We start from the raw sequence: 15,364 nt of genomic DNA, 5'->3' as shown, positions 1-15,364 counted from the left end.
GAGCAGAGCTTGGCGGTAACCCGATCGGATGTGGCGCGTGCCGCCGGCGTCTCCCCCGCCGTGGTCAGCTACGTCCTGAACAACGGACCACGGCCGGTCGCGATCGGCACCCGGGAACGGGTCCTGGCCGCGATCGAACAGCTCGGCTACCGGCCGAACGCGATCGCCAGTGCGCTGCGCGGAGGCAGCACCCAGACGATCGGCCTGCTGACCCCCAACCGCAGCAACCCGTTCTACGGGGCGCTGGCCGAGGCGATCGAGCGGAGCCTGACCGAGCAGGGCTACCTCACGCTGACCGCCAGCACGTACGGCAACCGGTCGAGCGAGGAGCGGCTGCTCCGGACGTTCGTCGACCGCAAGGCCGACGGGCTGATCATCACCTCCGGGGTGTCGCTGTCCGGCGCCCCGCTCGCCGACGTCGAGCAACCGGTGCTCGTCCTCGAGGAACGCGTCGGCAACACGCTGTCCACGGTGAGCATGGACGACGAACGGGACGCCGCCGGCGCGGTCGACCACCTCCAGGTGCACGGCCACGACCTGATCGGGTGCATCGTCGGCCCGCCGTACGTCAGTACCGACGGATTGCGCCTGGCCGGTTGGCGCGACCAGCAGCACCGCACCGGCCGGCCGGCCGGCGACGGCCTGGTCGCGTTCGCCGACGCCGGCGAGGAGGGCGGCTACCAGGCGGCCGGCCTGCTGCTCAGCGAGCACGGCCGGCCCTGGGCGGTGTACGGCCGCCGCCCGACCGCCCTGTTCGTGGCCTCCGACGTGCAGGCGTTCGGGGCGCTGCACGCCTGCTGGGAGCTCGGTCTGCGGGTGCCCGACGACGTCGCCGTGGTGTCGGTCGGCGGCACCCGGGCGGCCCGCTTCACCATCCCGCCCCTGACCACGATGCGGCAGGATGTCGAATATCTGGCCCGCATCGCCTGCGCCCGACTGCTGCAGGACATCCGGGAACCCGGCACCCCGCCCACCCACGTACGCCTGACCGGCAACCTGGTGGTGGGCCGGACCTGCGGCTGCACCCCGTGACCCGCCGCCCGACCAGGCGGTTGAGGGCTAGGCGGCCGGTGGTCGGGGGCGGCGCTGCCAGCCGGCCGGGGTCGGCTCGATGGCGCCCGCCTCGGCGAAGGCGTCCAGCCAGCCCTGCATCGGCCAGGAGCCCCAGCGCTCGGCGAAGAGGCGGCCGTTGCGCAGGATGTCGTCGAGGTGCTGCCACGGCGGCGACGAGGTCGGGTGGTACTGGTGGTAGGCGTGCGCGCCGCCGACCCAGACGAGCGGGACGCCCGCCGCGGCCGCGGTGCGGGCCAGGTCGGTGTCCTCGCCGCCGTAACCCTGGTAGGCCTCGTCGAAGCCGCCCAGGGTGTCCCACGTCGGGGCGGTGACCGCGAAGGACAGCGACCAGAAGAGCCGGTAGTCGTCCGGTCCGGCGACGACGTGCTCGCCGTCGGGTGGGGCGGGCCGGGCCGCGTGCGGGGCGGTCAACGCCGGTAACGCGGTCGCGTCCACCGGGCGTACGCCCTTCGGCAGGTAGGTGACCGGGCCGCAGAGCAGGGCGCCCGGGTGCGCGTCCGCCGCGGCGCGGTAGCGGGCGAGCAGGCCGGGGCCGGGCAGACAGTCGGCGTCGAGGAAGACGAGCAGGCCGGCGTCGGCGGTGCGGGCGCCCTGGTTACGCCCGGCGGCCAGCCGCAGGCCGTGCTCGCCGGGCGGCACGTGCACCAGCTCGGCACCGGCGAACTCCGGCACGGACGCCGGCGGCGGGTCGGCGTCGAGCCAGACGAGCACCCGGCGGACGGGCTCGGCCCCGAGCATCCGTTGCTGCCGGCGTACGTGGTCGAGGCGGGCGGCCGAGCCCAGGGTGACGACCGCGGTCACGCGCCCACCTCGGTGATCGCCTCGGCCGCCCGGCGCGCCGCCCCGGCGACACCCCACTGTGTCCAGTCCGGGTGCTGGGCGCGGGCCCGGTCGAGGACCGCGGGCCACTCGTGCGGGGCGGGCCAGGCCGGTTCGACGACGGCCAGCCGGCGGTCGGCGAGGACCCGGCCGGTGGCCACCTGCTCGTCGAACGGCCGTGGCTGCGGCACCACGACCGCCCGCGCCCCGGCGGCGGCGATGTCCGCGATGCTGTTCTGTCCGGCGGCGGTCACCACCACCTCGGCGCGCTGCAGTGCCGCCCAGGGGTCGTCGAGCCAGGTCGCCGCCGAACCGCCGGCGAGCTGCCAGCGGGTCCCGGGGGTGGCGGACGCGGCGGCGGCGAAGTCCGGTTCGGCCACGCCGGCGCCCAGCACGAGCACCGTGCCGGGGTCCGGTCGGACAACCCGTTCCCGACCGTCGAAGCGGGAGATGCCGCCGACCTCGACGAGGGCGCGGGTGGCGGGGGCGGGGTGCGTGCCGGCCGGCCACGGGGCCAGCACCCGGGCCGCCGTCGAATAGGCGAGCCGGTGCGGGGCGTCGCCGCGGTCACCGGGCTGGGTGATGACGACGGTCGGCACGCCGAGAAGGCGTACCAGGAGGGCCACCTCGACCGACACGTCCACGACGAACCGATCGAAGCGCCGGGCGCCGAGCGCCCCGGCGATGGCCGCGAACCGGCGCGCGTGCCCGGCGTGCCCGAGCGGCGCCCAGTGCAGCAGGCCGCCCGCGGTGGGGTCGGCGTCGGCCGGCCGGCCGTCGTCGTCGCGGTCCAGGTGGATCCAGGTCGTCGCGGGCGGGAGTGCCGCCGGTTCCGGCAGCGAGCTGAAGACCACCACCGCACCCGGCAGGAACCGGCGCACCGCCCGGAACCGGGTCAGGTGCCCCGCACCGTGGTGGTGGACGTACCAACCGGTCAGACCCATGCGCCGGCTCCGGCCATGTCGAAAACGGTCTCCAGCTCGGCGGCCCGGTGCTCGAGGGAGAATCGGGCGAGGGCGGCGGTGCGGGTGCCCAACCGCAGCGCGGGATCGTGGCCGCGCTCGGTGGCGAGCTGCTCCGCGGCCTCGGCCAGCGCGATGGCGTCACCGGTCCGCACGAGGCGGACCGCCGGGGCCGAGCCCGCGACCTCGCCGATGCCGCCGATGTCGAACGCGGCGACCGGCGTGCCGGTGGCCAGCGCCTCCGCGACGACCAGCCCGAACGGCTCCTGCCAGAGCGGGGTGACCAGAGCGCAGGCGCTGCCGCCGACGAGGTCGGCGAGCGCCGGTTGCCCGAGCGGCCCGAGGTAGTCGACGCCGTCACCGAGGTACGGGCGGATCTGTTCCCGGAAGTACGGCACGTCGCCGACCCGGCCCGCGATGCGCAGCGTACGGCCGGTCAGCCGGGCCGCCCGCACGGCGAGATGCACGCCCTTCTCCGGCACGATGCGCCCGAACCAGACGAGGTCCCGCCCGCCCGCCCCGAGATGCCAGCGGCCGGCGTCGACCGCGTTCGGCAGCACGGCCGCCTCGACCCCGTGCTCGCGCCATTCGGCGGCGGTGTAGGCGCTCACCGCGAGCAGGCGCCCGTGGTGCTCGGCGGCGCGGGCGGCCGGCACGAGCCGCGGCAGGGGCGGGGTGTGCAGGGTGGTGACCATCGGCACCCCGAGCCGGTCGGCCCAGGTCAGCGGCTGCGGGTGCAGGCTGTGGTTGTCGACCAGGTCGATCGTGTCGGCGTGGCGCCGGATGAAGTCGAGTGCCGCCTCCAGGGCCGGGACGGCGCGCTCCAGGTGGCCCGGCGGAAAGGTGGAGTCGGTGGCGTCCCGCTCGTCCGGCCAGACGACGGCCGGCAGCCGGAACTCGGCCGGGCCGTCCTCCTGGAACTGCGAGCCCGCCACGGCGCAGAGCAGCACCCGATGCCCGCGGGCGCGCAGCATCCGGACGCGGTCCCAGACCATGGCCTCGAGACCGCCGGCGTGCGGTTCCCGGATCGGGTGGCGAAGCGGTGCGATGACGGCGATGGTGCGGGGACGGACGCTCATGCGACGCGCTCGTACAGGGCGGCGTGGGCGGCGGTGATCGCGGCCGACTGGGCGATGCGCTGCCGGCGCCGCGCGGCCGTGCGCAGCGCGCGGGCGGCCGAACCCGGGCGGGGCGCACCGGCGACCAGCCGCCGCACGGCACCGGCGAGCCCGGCCCCGTCGCCGGCGTCGAAGACGGCGAAGTCCGCCGGATGCTGCTCGTGCGCGAAGCCCACGGGCGGCCCGGCCACCGGCACGCCGAGGTCCCAGCACAGCTCGGCCCAGCCGGAGTGGGTGCCGGTGCGGTACGGCAGGACGGCGACGTCGAGGTCGGCGATGGACCGGGCGAGGGCGTCGTCGCCGAGCCGGGCGGTGCGGCGCAGCTCGGCCGCCGGGTGCGTGGCGATCAGCGCGGCCACCTGAGCGCGCGCGGCCTCGTCGCGGACCCGCTCGTTGACCTGCACCCGGGCGGTCGCGCCGAGGCCCTGCGCGCGCAGGTGGTCGAGGGCGTCGAGCAGGGTGGCGACGGTGCGGACGGCGTCGGTGCCGGGCCGGATGTCGCGCAGGTGCACGCCGAGGACGTACGGGTCGCTCGGGGTCCCGGCCGGGACGTCCGCGTCGAGCGGCAGCACGTGCGGGTGCGGGATGACCTCGGCCGTCCGGCTCCAGCGCCGCTCGATCGCGGCCGCCGCGCCCGGGGTCAGGGTGACCAGCTCGTCGGCCGCCCGGACCAGCACGTCGAGGTGCTCCCGGTGCGGCGCCTGGTCGGCCAGTTGCGGGTTCTCGAGATCGTGCAGCGTGTAGATCAGCGGCCGGCCGCCGGCGCGCAGCGCGCGGACGAGCGAGCGCAGGTGTGCGGTCGGGTAGGACTCGGTTCCGAAGTGCAGGTGCATGACGTCGAAGCGGTCCGCGTTGGCGTCGACCCAGGCGGCGTCGCACATGACCGGCGGCCACCACCGTCCGTCCGGGGCGCCCGGCGGCGGGGGATCGGGCAGCAGGCGGACGCCGGTGCCGGCCAGCACGTTACGCACGTACGGGTGGCCGGCCGGGATCGAGGCCACCCGGACGGCGGTTGCGACGGGTGCGGCGATCGTCATCGTGGCGTCCTCGAGGTTCAGCCGCAGGCGCGGGGGTGGGAATCCCCAGTTCCCCGCCCGGCCGCCGGGACTCGCTCCGGCCCCGAGATCATTTGAGATGTAGCCGACACCCCGGAACGGGGATAGCCAGCGGCTTCGCCGGGCATCAGGTGAGGTCATGGCCGCCCCCCAGGTTGACCCCCGGACCCGACATTTCGGGGCCTTCTACGGCCTGGTGGAACCGGCCGGCGACGGACCGGTCGTCCTCGTCGTCGGCAACTGCCAGGCGGAGTCGCTGCGCATCATGCTCGACGGGCCCGATCTGCGCACCGTACGGCTGCCGCCCGTGCACGAACTCACCGCTGCCGACCTGCCGCACCTCGCCCGCTGGCTGGCCCGGACGGAGTTGCTGATCACGCAGCCGATCCACGACCACTACCACGGCCTGCCGCTCGGCTCGGCCCAGCTGAGCGATCAGCTCGGGCCCGGCGCCCGGACCGTACGGGTGCCGGTGATCCGGTTCGCCGGTCTCTACCCGGCGCACGCCATCGTCCGCCCGCCCAGCGACCCGAGCCTCGTCCCGCCCGTCGTCGCCTATCACGACCTGCGCGTCCTGGCCGAGGCCGCGGCTCTGGGCCGGTCCGCGCGGCTCGACGTCGCGGCCGTCCGGGCGATCGCCGAACAGTCTCTCGACCAGTTGCGCATCCGCGAGGCCGCGCACCGCACCGTGGTCGTCTCGGACCTGTTCGCGACCCCGTCGTTCGCCCAGATGCGCACCCTCAACCACCCCGGCAACCCGGTCTGGACCGAGCTCGCCGCCCGCGTGCGCGCGGCCCTCGGCCTGCCCGAGCACGTGGTCGACCCGGGTCGCCCGCTGCTCGATTCGGTGCACGCTCCCCGCGAGGCGGCGGTCATCGAGGCGTGGGGCCTCGACGAACCGGAACGCCCGTGGGTCGTCGACGGCCGGGTCGTCGAGACCGGCGCCGTCCGCGAGGCCCACCTGGCCTGGTACGCCCGCCACCCGGACGCGGTGCGGGCCGGCCTGGTCCGGCACGAGAGCGCCCTGCGCACCCTGGGTCTCACGTGACCGGGCTGCCCGCCCTGGTGGTCACCGCCGACGACCGGCACGGGGTGACCGTCGCCGCCCGGGATCTCGCCCGCGCCGCGGAGTCGGCCACCGGTCTGCGTCTCGCCACCGCCGCCGGCACGCTGCTCGGCGACCACCCGCCGGAGCGGGCCCACCTGCACTTCACCGACCGGCTCTGGGCGGCGTCCCCCGAGGAGGCGGCCGAGCTGGTGGAGCGCGTCGCCGCCCGGACCGCGCTCACCGTCACTCTGCACGACGTACCGCAGGAGTCCGACGGCCCGCGCAACCTTCCGCGCCGGACCGCCTGTTACGTCCGCGTCGCCGGGGCCGCCCGCGGCGTGGTCGTCAACAGCCGGCACGAGGCGGCGCACCTCGCCGAGGCCGGCATCGTGCCGCGGGTGCTCGGCGTCGTCCCGCTGCCCGTCACGCCCGCGCCGGTGCCGGTCAGCCCGGCGTCGCCCGACCCCGGCGTCGCCGTGCTCGGGTTCTTCTACCCCGGCAAGGGTCACGCCGAGGTCCTCGACGCGCTTCCGGCCGGCGCCCGGCTGACCGTGCTCGGCGGCCCCTCCGCCGGCCACGAGGCGGATCTGCGGGCTTTCGTGGCGCGGGCCGAGGCCCGGGTGGAAGTGACCGGGTTCGTGCCCGAGCGGGACCTCGTCGCGCGCTGCCGGGCGGTGGCCGTGCCGGTCGTCGCGCACCGGCACTTCTCCGCCTCCGGTTCCCTCGCCACCTGGATCGCCGCCGGCCGCCGGCCCCTCGCCATCGACGGGCGCTACACCCGGGAGATGGCCGAGTTGCGACCCGGCACCGTCCGCCTGGTCGCTCCGGACCGGCTCGCGGACGCCCTCGCCGACGCGCTCGCCGACCCCGCGTCGACGTGGCTGGCGCCCGACGCGGTCACCCGCCCGCACCTCGCCGACACCGCCGAGGCCTACCTCCGCTGGTGGACAGGAGACATCGCATGGTGAACGGCCGTTCCGTGCCCGGCAACCGGTGGGACCTGCTCGACGGGCTGGAACCCGAGCCGCCCGCCGTGTCCGTCGTCGTCGTGCACTACCGCCAGCAGGCCGAGCTCGACCGCACGCTCGCGGCCCTGCGCCGGCAGACGCATCCGGCCGAGCGCACCGAGGTGATCGTCGTCGACGACGGATCGCCGGAGCCGCCGCGGGTCCCGGCCGGGGTCCGCCTGCTGGGCCAGGCCGACGAGGGGTTCCGCGCGGCCGCGGCCCGCAACCTCGGTGCGTCCGCCGCGACCGGGGACGTGCTCTGCTTCCTCGACGCCGACACCGTGCCGGAACCCGGTTACCTCACCCGGATGGCCCGGCTGCCGGCACTCGCGCCGGAGGCGGTGGTCGTCGGCCGGCGGCGGCACGCCGACTTCACCGGGCAGCCGGTCGACGCCCCGGTCGAGCGCGCCGGCCCCGCCGCCGAGCTGCCCGAACCGCAATGGCTGCGCGACGCCTACCGGCTCTCCGGCGACCTGCTCGACGCCGACGACCGGTCCTACCGCCATGTCATCGGCGCCGCGTTCGCCTGCTCCCGCTGGTTCTTCGAGCGGGTCGGCGGGTTCGACGAGAACTTCCGCACCTACGGCGGCGAGGACTGGGAGTGGACCTACCGGGCCTGGCTCGGCGGGGCGATCCTCGCGCACGTCGCCGACGCGGTGGCCTGGCACGACGGACCCGACTGGGCCGGCCGCGACCTCGACGACCCGGCCCGCCGGGCCCGCAAGGACGCCGAGACGCTGCTGCTCACCGAGCGCATCCCGGTCGCCGGTTCGCGCGGGCGCGGGCTGCGTGGCGACGGCGTCGACGTGCTGGTCCGGCTGGGGGCGGCGCCGTCCCCGGCGGCGGCGTACGTCTGCGTCGACTCGCTGCTGGCCGTTCTCCCGGCGGCGACGGTGTGCGTGCCGGCGGAGTTCGCCGACCTGTTCGCCGCCGACCAGCGGGTGACGAGCAAGGCACCGGAGCCCTGGCCGCCCGCCCGCGTGGTCGTGGACGTGCCGGTGGCGGTCCGGGCCGACCGGGTGGCCGACCGACTGCGCGAGGCGGTGTCGACGGTCGGCGTGGGCACCCTCGGCACCGTCCTGTTCGGACAGTCGCGGGTGCCCGCGATCCGCGTCGACTCGGCCCGCGCCCGGGCCCGCCGGGCGGTCTGGGGCGCGGAGCTGTTCGAGACCCGCGTCCACGCGGACGCGGGTCCCGAAGCACTCGGCGCTGATCCGGACCTGGCCGGCTATCTCGGGGGCTGGGCCTGATCGCGTCGGGCGGATCAGCGCTCAGACGGTGATGACGGTCTTGCCGTGCAGCGCGCCGGCGGCCGCCTGGGTGTGCACGGTGGGCAGCTCGGCGAGCGGGAACCGCTGGGCGACGTCGACGCGCAGCTGTCCCGAGTCGACCAGGGCGACCAGGTGGGCCAGCTGGGCGGCGTCGCTGCGCACGAACAGGTCGATGCCGCGCACGCCGCGCTTCTCGTCGCCGGGGGCGGGCATCCACACGGTGGTGTTGACCAGCACGCCGCCGTCGCCGATCAGGTCGAGCAGGGCGGCCAGCCGGGCCGGCTCGACCGGCGCGAGGTTGAGCGCCACGTCGACCGGCGTGGTGACCGCGTCGAAGTCCACGACCTCGTCCGCCCCGGCCGCCTTGACCTGCTCGCCGCTGTGCGGGCCGGCCACGCCGAGGACGTACGCGCCGGCGTTCTTGGCCAGCTGCACCGCATAGCCGCCGACCGCCCCGCCGGCGCCGTTGATCAGCACCCGCTGCCCGGCGGTGAGCTTCGCGTGCTCGAACAGCGCCTGCCACGCGGTCAGGCCCACGATCGGCAGCGCGGCGGCGTCGACCAGCGGGATGCTGGTGGGTGCCGGGGCGAGGATGTCGGCCGGGGCCACCACGAACTCCGCCGCGGCGCCGTCGGCCACCATCGGCAGGAAGCCGACGACCTGGTCGCTGACCTCGACGCCGGTCACGTCCGGGCCGATCTCGGCGACGATGCCGGACACGTCGATGCCGGGGGTGTGCGGCAGCGTGACCGGGATCGGGCCCTGCATGAAGCCCGCCCGGATGTTGCCGTCGACGCCGTTGAACGACGTCGCGGCGACCTGGATCAGCACCTGGCCGGGGCCGGGGACGGGCCGTTCGACCTCTTCGTGACGCAGGACGCCCGGGTCGCCGTACTCGTGGAATCGGATCGCCTTCATGGTTTGCCTCCCTGCTTTTTGCTTCGACTTCGAAGCACATGTCGACCATAGCACGCTTCGAATTCGAAGCAACTAGGTTCGGTGTGATCTGGCCGACTACGGCCTGGGGCAAGCGTGGACCGGCCCGGCACCGGGCGGAATGGTGCCGTTATCCACGGAGTGGCAGACCATGGCTGACCGGGTCGGTTCAGGCCATGCTGATCAGGCGCCGCAGCTTCTCGGCGCTGGGCGAGCCCGGCTCGGCCTCGAAGACCAGCAGGTCCTGGCCCTCGTCCGGGTCGATGAGCCGGCGGCTGTGCAGCTCCAGCTCGCCGACCGCCGGATGCCGGTACCGCTTGAGATCGTGATGGTGCACCAGATCGACCTCGTGCCGACGCCAGACCTCGGCGAACTCGGGGCTGACCGCCAGCAGGGCGTCGACGATCTCGCCGGCGGTGCCGGCCGGATCGGCCGTGTAGGCCGTCCGGATCTCGACGGTGAAGACCCGGCCGCGCAGAGCGTGGTCCTCGGGCGGGTAGAGGTCGCGCTGCGCCGGGTCGGTGAACCAGCGGTAGACCAGGTAGCGCGACATGCCGGTGAACCGGGCGTAGTCGCCGAACAGGGCCTTCGCCGCCCGGTTCTGCAGCAACGCCTCACCGAACCGGGAGAACACGATCGCCGGTGCCTCGGTCAGGCTCTCCACGATGCGTGTCATCGCCGGACTCACCCGCTCGTCGCGCTGGACCCGGCGCGGCGCCGAAAGCCCGCCCAGGGCGAACAGATGCTCCCGCTCGGTCGGGCTGAGCCGCAGCCCGCGGGCCAGGGCGGTGAGCATCTGCTCGGACGGCATCGGGCCGCGCCGCTGTTCGAGCCGGCTGTAGTAGTCGGCCGACATGCCGGCCAGCACGGCGACTTCCTCGCGCCGCAGCCCACCCGTACGCCGACGCGGGCCCCGCGGCAGCCCGACCTCCTCCGGCTGCAACGCCTCCCGGCGGGCCCGGAGGAAATCGGCGAGCAGCTCCCGATCCATCGTCTGGGTCCGGCTCAGTCGCGCCGGCCGCGACCGGCGCGGGGTTTGGCGGAGCGGGGCGGGGTGGCGCGCATGTGGTTGCGGACCCGGCCGAGGACGGCGCTCAGGGCGTCGAGATCGGGGCCGGTCATCGGGTCGAAAAGCAGCTGGCGTACGCGGTCGACGTGCCCCGGAAGCACGTGCGCGACCAGGGCCCGGCCGGCGTCGGTGACCGTCACCATGACACTGCGCTCGTCGTCGGGCGAGGGCGCCCGGGTGATCAGGCCGCGCTTGTCCAGGAGCCCGGCCTGATAGGTGAGCCCGCTGCGGCTGTACACCACCCCGTCGGCCAGGTCGGTCATCCGCAGCCGGCCCGCGGGCGCGTCGACCAGCCGGGCCAGGATCTGGAACTGCACGTAGCTGAGGTCACCGTCGGCGCGCAGGTGCTCGTCCACCGCGTACTGCAGGAGGCTGCTGACCTCCATCAGCGCGAAGTAGGCGCCGAGCTGGGCCGAGTTGAGGCCGGGGGCCGGTTCGCTCACCCCGCGATCCTAGTGCTTTGAATTCGAAGTGGGCAGCGCCGGTCTGTCAGGAAAGGCACAGCGGCCGGCGGGTGGGGCGCAGTGATTCACGGGTATCAAGTTGATCGTGAAGGCACATGTCTGAGATCGCACCGGCCGAGCCCTGGGCCGTACGGGAGTCGGGCCTGCCCGCGGGGGCCGCCGCGCTGCGCCAGGCCGAGTCGGTTTTCGCCCTTGCCAACGGACATGTCGGGCTGCGGGGCAACCTCGACGAGCCGCACCCCGGCGGGATGCCGGGCACCTACCTCAACTCGCTGTTCGAGGTGCGCGAGCTGAGCTACCCCGAGGCCGGGTACGCGTTCCCGGAGCGCACCGAGACGATCGTCAACGCGCCGAACGCCAAGCCGATCGTGACCACCGTCGACGGTGCACGGCTGGACCTGCGCACCGGCACGCTGCGGCGCCACGAGCGGGTCCTCGACCTGCGTCGCGGCACGCTGACCCGGGAGGTGGAGTGGACCTCGCCCGGCGGTGTGCGGGTGTGGCTGCGCAGTGTGCGGCTGGTGTCGCTGACCCGGCCGTCGATCGCCGCGATCCGCTACACCGTGCGCGCCGCGGCCGAGCTGCGGTTCGACTCCGACCTGGTGGTCAACGAGGAACTGCCGGCGCCCCGCGACGACCCCCGGGCCAGCGCGGTCGTCGAGCAGCCGCTGGTGTCGGTGTCGTACGACCCCGACGCGCTGGTGCACCGCACCCGGCACAGCGACCGCCGGGTCGCCGCCGCCGTCACCCACCTCGGCCGGCCGGGGTCGGTGCGGGCCGAGCCGGATCGGCTCCGGTGGACGACCACCGGCCGGGACGAGGTGACGTTCGAGAAGATCGTCGCGTACCGGTGGAACGAGGACGACCTCCGCGATCAGGCGGTGGCCGACCGGGACGCGGCGGCCGCGGCCGGCTTCGCGGTGCTGGCCGACGAGCAGTGCGCCTACCTGGCGGACTTCTGGGCGACCGCGGACGTCGAGGTCGACGGCGATCCGGAGCTGCAGCAGGCCGTCCGCTTCGGCCTTTTCCACGTCCTGCAGGCGGGCGCCCAGGCGGGGCCGCACCCGATCGCGGCGAAAGGGCTCACCGGCAACGGCTACGACGGGCACACCCTCTGGGACACCGAGATCTACGTGCTGCCGGTGCTGACCTATACCCATCCCGGCTGTGTCGGCCCGGCGCTGCGCTGGCGGCACTCGACCCTGGACGCGGCGCGGGCCCGGGCCGCCGAGCTCGACCTGGCCGGGGCGGCCTTCCCGTGGCGCACGATCAGTGGGCCGGAGTGCTCCGGCTACTGGCCGGCCGGGACGGCGGCGCTGCACGTCAACGCCGACATCGCCGAGGCGGTCCGGCGTTACCACGCGGCCACCGGTGACGACGAGTTCATGCGCGAGGCCGGTGACGAGATCATCGCCGAGACGGCGCGGCTGTGGGAGAAGGTCGTCTACCTCGACGACGAGGGGGACGCGCACATCGCCGGGGTCACCGGGCCGGACGAGTACAGCGCACTGATGGACGACAACCTCTACACCAACCTGATGGCGGCCCGGAACCTGCGGCTGGCCGGCCGGTCCGACCTCGCCGACCGGCTGGTGAAGCCGTACAGCGAGAAGGGCGGCGTGCACGAGCAGGCGTACGGGTTCACCCGCCTGCAGGAGTGGGACTTCGCCGAGGACCACGACTTCCCGCTGATGCTGCACCAGCCGTACCTGAATCTCTACCGCAAGCAGGTGGTGAAGCAGGCCGACCTGGTGCTCGCGATGCTGACCGCCGCCGACCAGTTCACCGCGGCCGAGAAGGAGCGCAACTTCGCCTACTACGAGGCCCGTACGGTCCGGGACTCGTCGTTGTCGGCGCCGATCCAGGCGGTCCTCGCGGCCGAGACCGGGCACCTGTCCCGGGCCTACGACTATCTCGCCGAGGCGGCCCTGCTCGACCTGCGCGCCGGCGGCGAGGCGAGCGGCGACGGGCTGCACATCGCGGCCTGCGCCGGCGCCTGGATCGCCCTGGTGATGGGCTTCGGCGGGCTGCGCGACCACGACGGCGAACTGGCGTTCACCCCGCGCCTGCCACCCCGGTCGACCCGGCTCCGGTTCAGCCTGCGCCGGCGGGGCGGTTGTCTGCGGGTGACCATCACCGAGAACCGGGTGACCTACCAGGCGCACGACGCCGAGGTGACGTTCCGGCACAACGGCCAGGAGGTGACCGCCGCCGCCGGCGAGACGGTCGTGTTCGACCCGGAGCCGGTGGCGGATCGGCCGGCCCCGCCGACGCCTCGCCCACCGGCCGGTCGCTGATCAGCCCGAGTCCGGGCCCAGCCGGAGGTGGCTGGTGATCCGGTAGCGGTCGCCGCGGTAGATGGACCGGGTGTATTCGATGACCCGGCCGGTGCCGTCGCGGGTGGTGCGTTCGAAGAGCAGCGCCGGTGCGTAGAGCGGCACGCCCAGCAGCCGTGACTCGCTCGCGTCGGTGACCGTCGGCTCGGTGGTCTGCACCGCGTCGGTCGGGTCGACGCCGTAGTGCTCGCGCAGCCGGCGGTAGAGCGAGCCGGCCACGAACTCGTCGGCGGTGATGCCGGGGACGAGGGCGCACGGCAGCCGGATCTCCTCGAGGGCCATCGGCTCGCCGTCGACGATGCGCCGGCGCAGCACAAACAGGACCTCGTCGGCGGGGGAGACGCGCAGGCGACGGCCGAACCGGGCGCCCGCCGACTCGGTGCGGAACTCCAGAATGTCGCTGAGCCAGTTGCCCTCGGCCGGCGGAATGGGCTCGCCGGAGGCCGCCGGGACCTCCTGGGAGATCTTGTGCGGGCTGGTGAAGGTGCCCCGGCCGTGCTGGCGGACGAGCAGGCCGTTGCGGGTCAGGTCGTCGAGGGCGGCGCGGACCGTCGGGCGGGAGGCGCCGAGGTCCTCGGAGAGGGAGCGTTCCGAGGGCATCGGGTCGCCGGGCGCCCGGGCGTCGATCAGCTCACGCAGTCGGTCCCGCACCTCGGCGCGCCGCATCGTGTTCCCCCATCCGTCCGGCCGGGCACCCACGGTGGTCAGCAGGGGCACCTGTGCGGAAGTCTATTGACGTAGACCACTGGTATGAATCACGGTACTCGAACGACCAATCCCCATACCACTGGTCAATCATCGTCCGAGTGCAAAGGAGCCCACCCCCATGGGTCTGCCGCCAACCCGCAAGATCGCCATCGGCGCGACCGTCGCCGCGGCCGCCGCGGCCCTCACCGGCATCGGTCTCGTCACCGCGCCCAGCAGCAGCGCCGCCACCGGCTGCGGCGTGCTCTTCGACGACTTCAACTACTCCTCGCGCACCGACGCGGCGCTGAGCCAGCGGGGCTGGAGCATCCGCACCAACTCCGGTGGGCCGGGCGTGGGCGGCGCGCGCTGGCTCGCCGACAACGTGTCCTTCCCGACCGTCGACGGGCAGAAGGTCGCCCAGCTCAAGGCGGTCACCGACGGCACCGCCGCGGGCACGTCGCAGGCCGAGTTCTCGCAGCGCAACCGCCGCTTCTTCGAGGGCACCTACCTGGCCCGGATCAAGTTCTCCGACGCCCCGGTGAGCGGTTCGGACGGCGACCACGTGAACCAGACGTTCTACACGATCTCCCCGCTGGCCGCCCCGATGGACCCGGTCTACTCCGAGATGGACTTCTCGGAATATCTGCCGAACGGCGGCTGGGGCGAGGCCGGACCGATCAACTACCAGACCACCTGGTACACCTACGTGGCCGACCCCTGGTACGCCGACAACGTGCACAGCCAGCAGGCGCGCAGCATCAACGGCTGGCACGACGTGATGGCGACCGTCGGCGGCGGCCACGTGAAGTACTACATCGACGGCACCCTGGTCGGCGACCACTCGGGCAAGGTCTACCCCCGGCAGAACATGTCGATCGACTTCAACCAGTGGTTCATCGACCTGGCCGGGCACGCCGGCGGCACCAGCACCTACCTCGAGTCCGTCGACTACCTCTACCACGCCAAGAAGCAGGTGCTCAGCCCGGCGCAGGCGAGTGCCGCGATAAACGCGTACCGGGCGGCGGGCACCGGGTGGACCGACAACGTCGTCGCGACCAACGACTGCGACGGCGGCGCGCCGCCGACCACACCGACCACCGCTCCCACCGCGCCGCCGGCGACCGGTGCGACGATGCTGCAGTCCACCTTCAGCGGCCGCTGCATCGACATCCCGAACGCCCAGGCGACCGCGGGGGCGCTCCTGCAGATGTGGGACTGCAACGGCAGCGACGCGCAGAAGTGGTCGTTCCAGTCCGACGGCACCCTGCGCGCCATGGGCAAGTGCATGGACCCGGCCGGGGGCGCCCTGGCCAACGGCACCCCCATCCAGCTGGCCGACTGCAACGGCAACGCCGTGCAGCGGTTCACCCTCACCGCCGCGCGCACGCTGGTGAACGTCTCCGCCGGCCGCTGCGTGGACATCAAGGACTGGAACGGCGGCAACAGCGCCGCCCTGCAGCTGTGGGACTGCGCCGCCACCGCCAACCAGATCTGGGGCAAGCTCTGATCGTGTTCGGC

14 protein-coding genes are annotated in these 15,364 nt (G+C 74.3%); 6 read left to right on the top strand and 8 right to left on the bottom strand.

Going from position 1 to position 15,364, the window contains the following annotated elements:
- The first annotated feature begins 9 nt into the window (after positions 1-9).
- Entirely contained in the window at positions 10-1,032 is a 1,023-nt protein-coding gene (locus Afe05nite_RS39120) for a LacI family DNA-binding transcriptional regulator (RefSeq protein WP_203822382.1), read from the top strand.
- Positions 1,033-1,059: 27 nt separating this feature from the next.
- On the opposite strand, the gene Afe05nite_RS39115 is transcribed toward Afe05nite_RS39120, so the two are convergent.
- The 4 genes from Afe05nite_RS39115 to Afe05nite_RS39100 are packed head-to-tail and all read right to left on the bottom strand — an operon-like array spanning position 1,060 to position 5,010.
- A complete protein-coding gene (locus tag Afe05nite_RS39115; RefSeq protein WP_203822381.1) occupies positions 1,060-1,875 on the bottom strand; it encodes a glycosyltransferase family 2 protein in 816 nt (271 codons plus the stop codon).
- Positions 1,872-2,837, bottom strand: coding sequence for a glycosyltransferase (locus Afe05nite_RS39110; protein WP_203822380.1), 966 nt, complete (start codon positions 2,835-2,837; stop codon positions 1,872-1,874). Before Afe05nite_RS39110 ends, Afe05nite_RS39115 begins: the two co-directional genes overlap by 4 nt.
- A complete protein-coding gene (locus Afe05nite_RS39105; protein WP_203822379.1) occupies positions 2,828-3,934 on the bottom strand; it encodes a glycosyltransferase in 1,107 nt (368 codons plus the stop codon). Before Afe05nite_RS39105 ends, Afe05nite_RS39110 begins: the two co-directional genes overlap by 10 nt.
- Positions 3,931-5,010 carry a glycosyltransferase family protein gene (locus Afe05nite_RS39100; protein WP_203822378.1) on the bottom strand — a complete coding sequence of 360 codons (1,080 nt, stop codon included), beginning with the start codon at positions 5,008-5,010 and terminating at the stop codon, positions 3,931-3,933. Before Afe05nite_RS39100 ends, Afe05nite_RS39105 begins: the two co-directional genes overlap by 4 nt.
- Positions 5,011-5,167: 157 nt before the next feature.
- Here Afe05nite_RS39100 and Afe05nite_RS39095 point away from each other — a divergent pair, with 157 nt between their 5' ends.
- The 3 genes from Afe05nite_RS39095 to Afe05nite_RS39085 are packed head-to-tail and all read left to right on the top strand — an operon-like array spanning position 5,168 to position 8,333.
- On the top strand, positions 5,168-6,076 hold the full coding sequence (locus Afe05nite_RS39095; RefSeq protein ID WP_203822377.1) for a WcbI family polysaccharide biosynthesis putative acetyltransferase: 909 nt from the start codon (positions 5,168-5,170) through the stop codon (positions 6,074-6,076).
- A complete protein-coding gene (locus tag Afe05nite_RS39090) occupies positions 6,073-7,044 on the top strand; it encodes a glycosyltransferase family protein (RefSeq protein ID WP_203822376.1) in 972 nt (323 codons plus the stop codon). Before Afe05nite_RS39095 ends, Afe05nite_RS39090 begins: the two co-directional genes overlap by 4 nt.
- Positions 7,038-8,333, top strand: coding sequence for a glycosyltransferase family 2 protein (locus Afe05nite_RS39085; protein ID WP_239118547.1), 1,296 nt, complete (start codon positions 7,038-7,040; stop codon positions 8,331-8,333). The genes Afe05nite_RS39090 and Afe05nite_RS39085 overlap by 7 nt, the downstream gene beginning before the upstream one ends.
- Before the next feature lie 21 nt (positions 8,334-8,354).
- On the opposite strand, the gene Afe05nite_RS39080 is transcribed toward Afe05nite_RS39085, so the two are convergent.
- From Afe05nite_RS39080 to Afe05nite_RS39070, 3 genes are all read right to left on the bottom strand, one after another.
- Positions 8,355-9,272, bottom strand: a complete 918-nt coding sequence (locus Afe05nite_RS39080) for an NADP-dependent oxidoreductase (protein ID WP_203822375.1) — start codon at positions 9,270-9,272, stop codon at positions 8,355-8,357.
- A gap of 187 nt (positions 9,273-9,459) precedes the next feature.
- Positions 9,460-10,281 (bottom strand): helix-turn-helix transcriptional regulator, encoded by an 822-nt coding sequence (locus tag Afe05nite_RS39075; protein WP_203822374.1) that lies wholly within the window; start codon positions 10,279-10,281, stop codon positions 9,460-9,462.
- Between the two features lie 14 nt (positions 10,282-10,295).
- Entirely contained in the window at positions 10,296-10,802 is a 507-nt protein-coding gene (locus tag Afe05nite_RS39070; RefSeq protein ID WP_203822373.1) for a MarR family winged helix-turn-helix transcriptional regulator, read from the bottom strand.
- A 116-nt stretch (positions 10,803-10,918) separates the two neighbouring features.
- Here Afe05nite_RS39070 and Afe05nite_RS39065 point away from each other — a divergent pair, with 116 nt between their 5' ends.
- Positions 10,919-13,120 (top strand): glycoside hydrolase family 65 protein, encoded by a 2,202-nt coding sequence (locus Afe05nite_RS39065; RefSeq protein WP_203822372.1) that lies wholly within the window; start codon positions 10,919-10,921, stop codon positions 13,118-13,120.
- On the opposite strand, the gene Afe05nite_RS44780 is transcribed toward Afe05nite_RS39065, so the two are convergent.
- Positions 13,121-13,876 carry a GntR family transcriptional regulator gene (locus Afe05nite_RS44780; protein WP_203822371.1) on the bottom strand — a complete coding sequence of 252 codons (756 nt, stop codon included), beginning with the start codon at positions 13,874-13,876 and terminating at the stop codon, positions 13,121-13,123.
- Between the two features lie 109 nt (positions 13,877-13,985).
- Between Afe05nite_RS44780 and Afe05nite_RS39055 the strand changes: the two genes are divergently transcribed.
- Positions 13,986-15,353: a glycoside hydrolase family 16 protein gene (locus Afe05nite_RS39055; RefSeq protein ID WP_239118546.1), complete on the top strand. Its 1,368-nt coding sequence runs from the start codon at positions 13,986-13,988 to the stop codon at positions 15,351-15,353.
- Positions 15,354-15,364: the final 11 nt, after the last annotated feature.

The sequence above is a fragment of the Paractinoplanes ferrugineus genome (assembly GCF_016862195.1).
In the GTDB taxonomy this organism is placed as follows: Bacteria; Actinomycetota; Actinomycetes; order Mycobacteriales; family Micromonosporaceae; genus Actinoplanes; species Actinoplanes ferrugineus.
The sequence above is the reverse complement of the archived record's forward strand: the minus strand, read 5'-3'. Positions and strand labels throughout refer to the sequence as shown.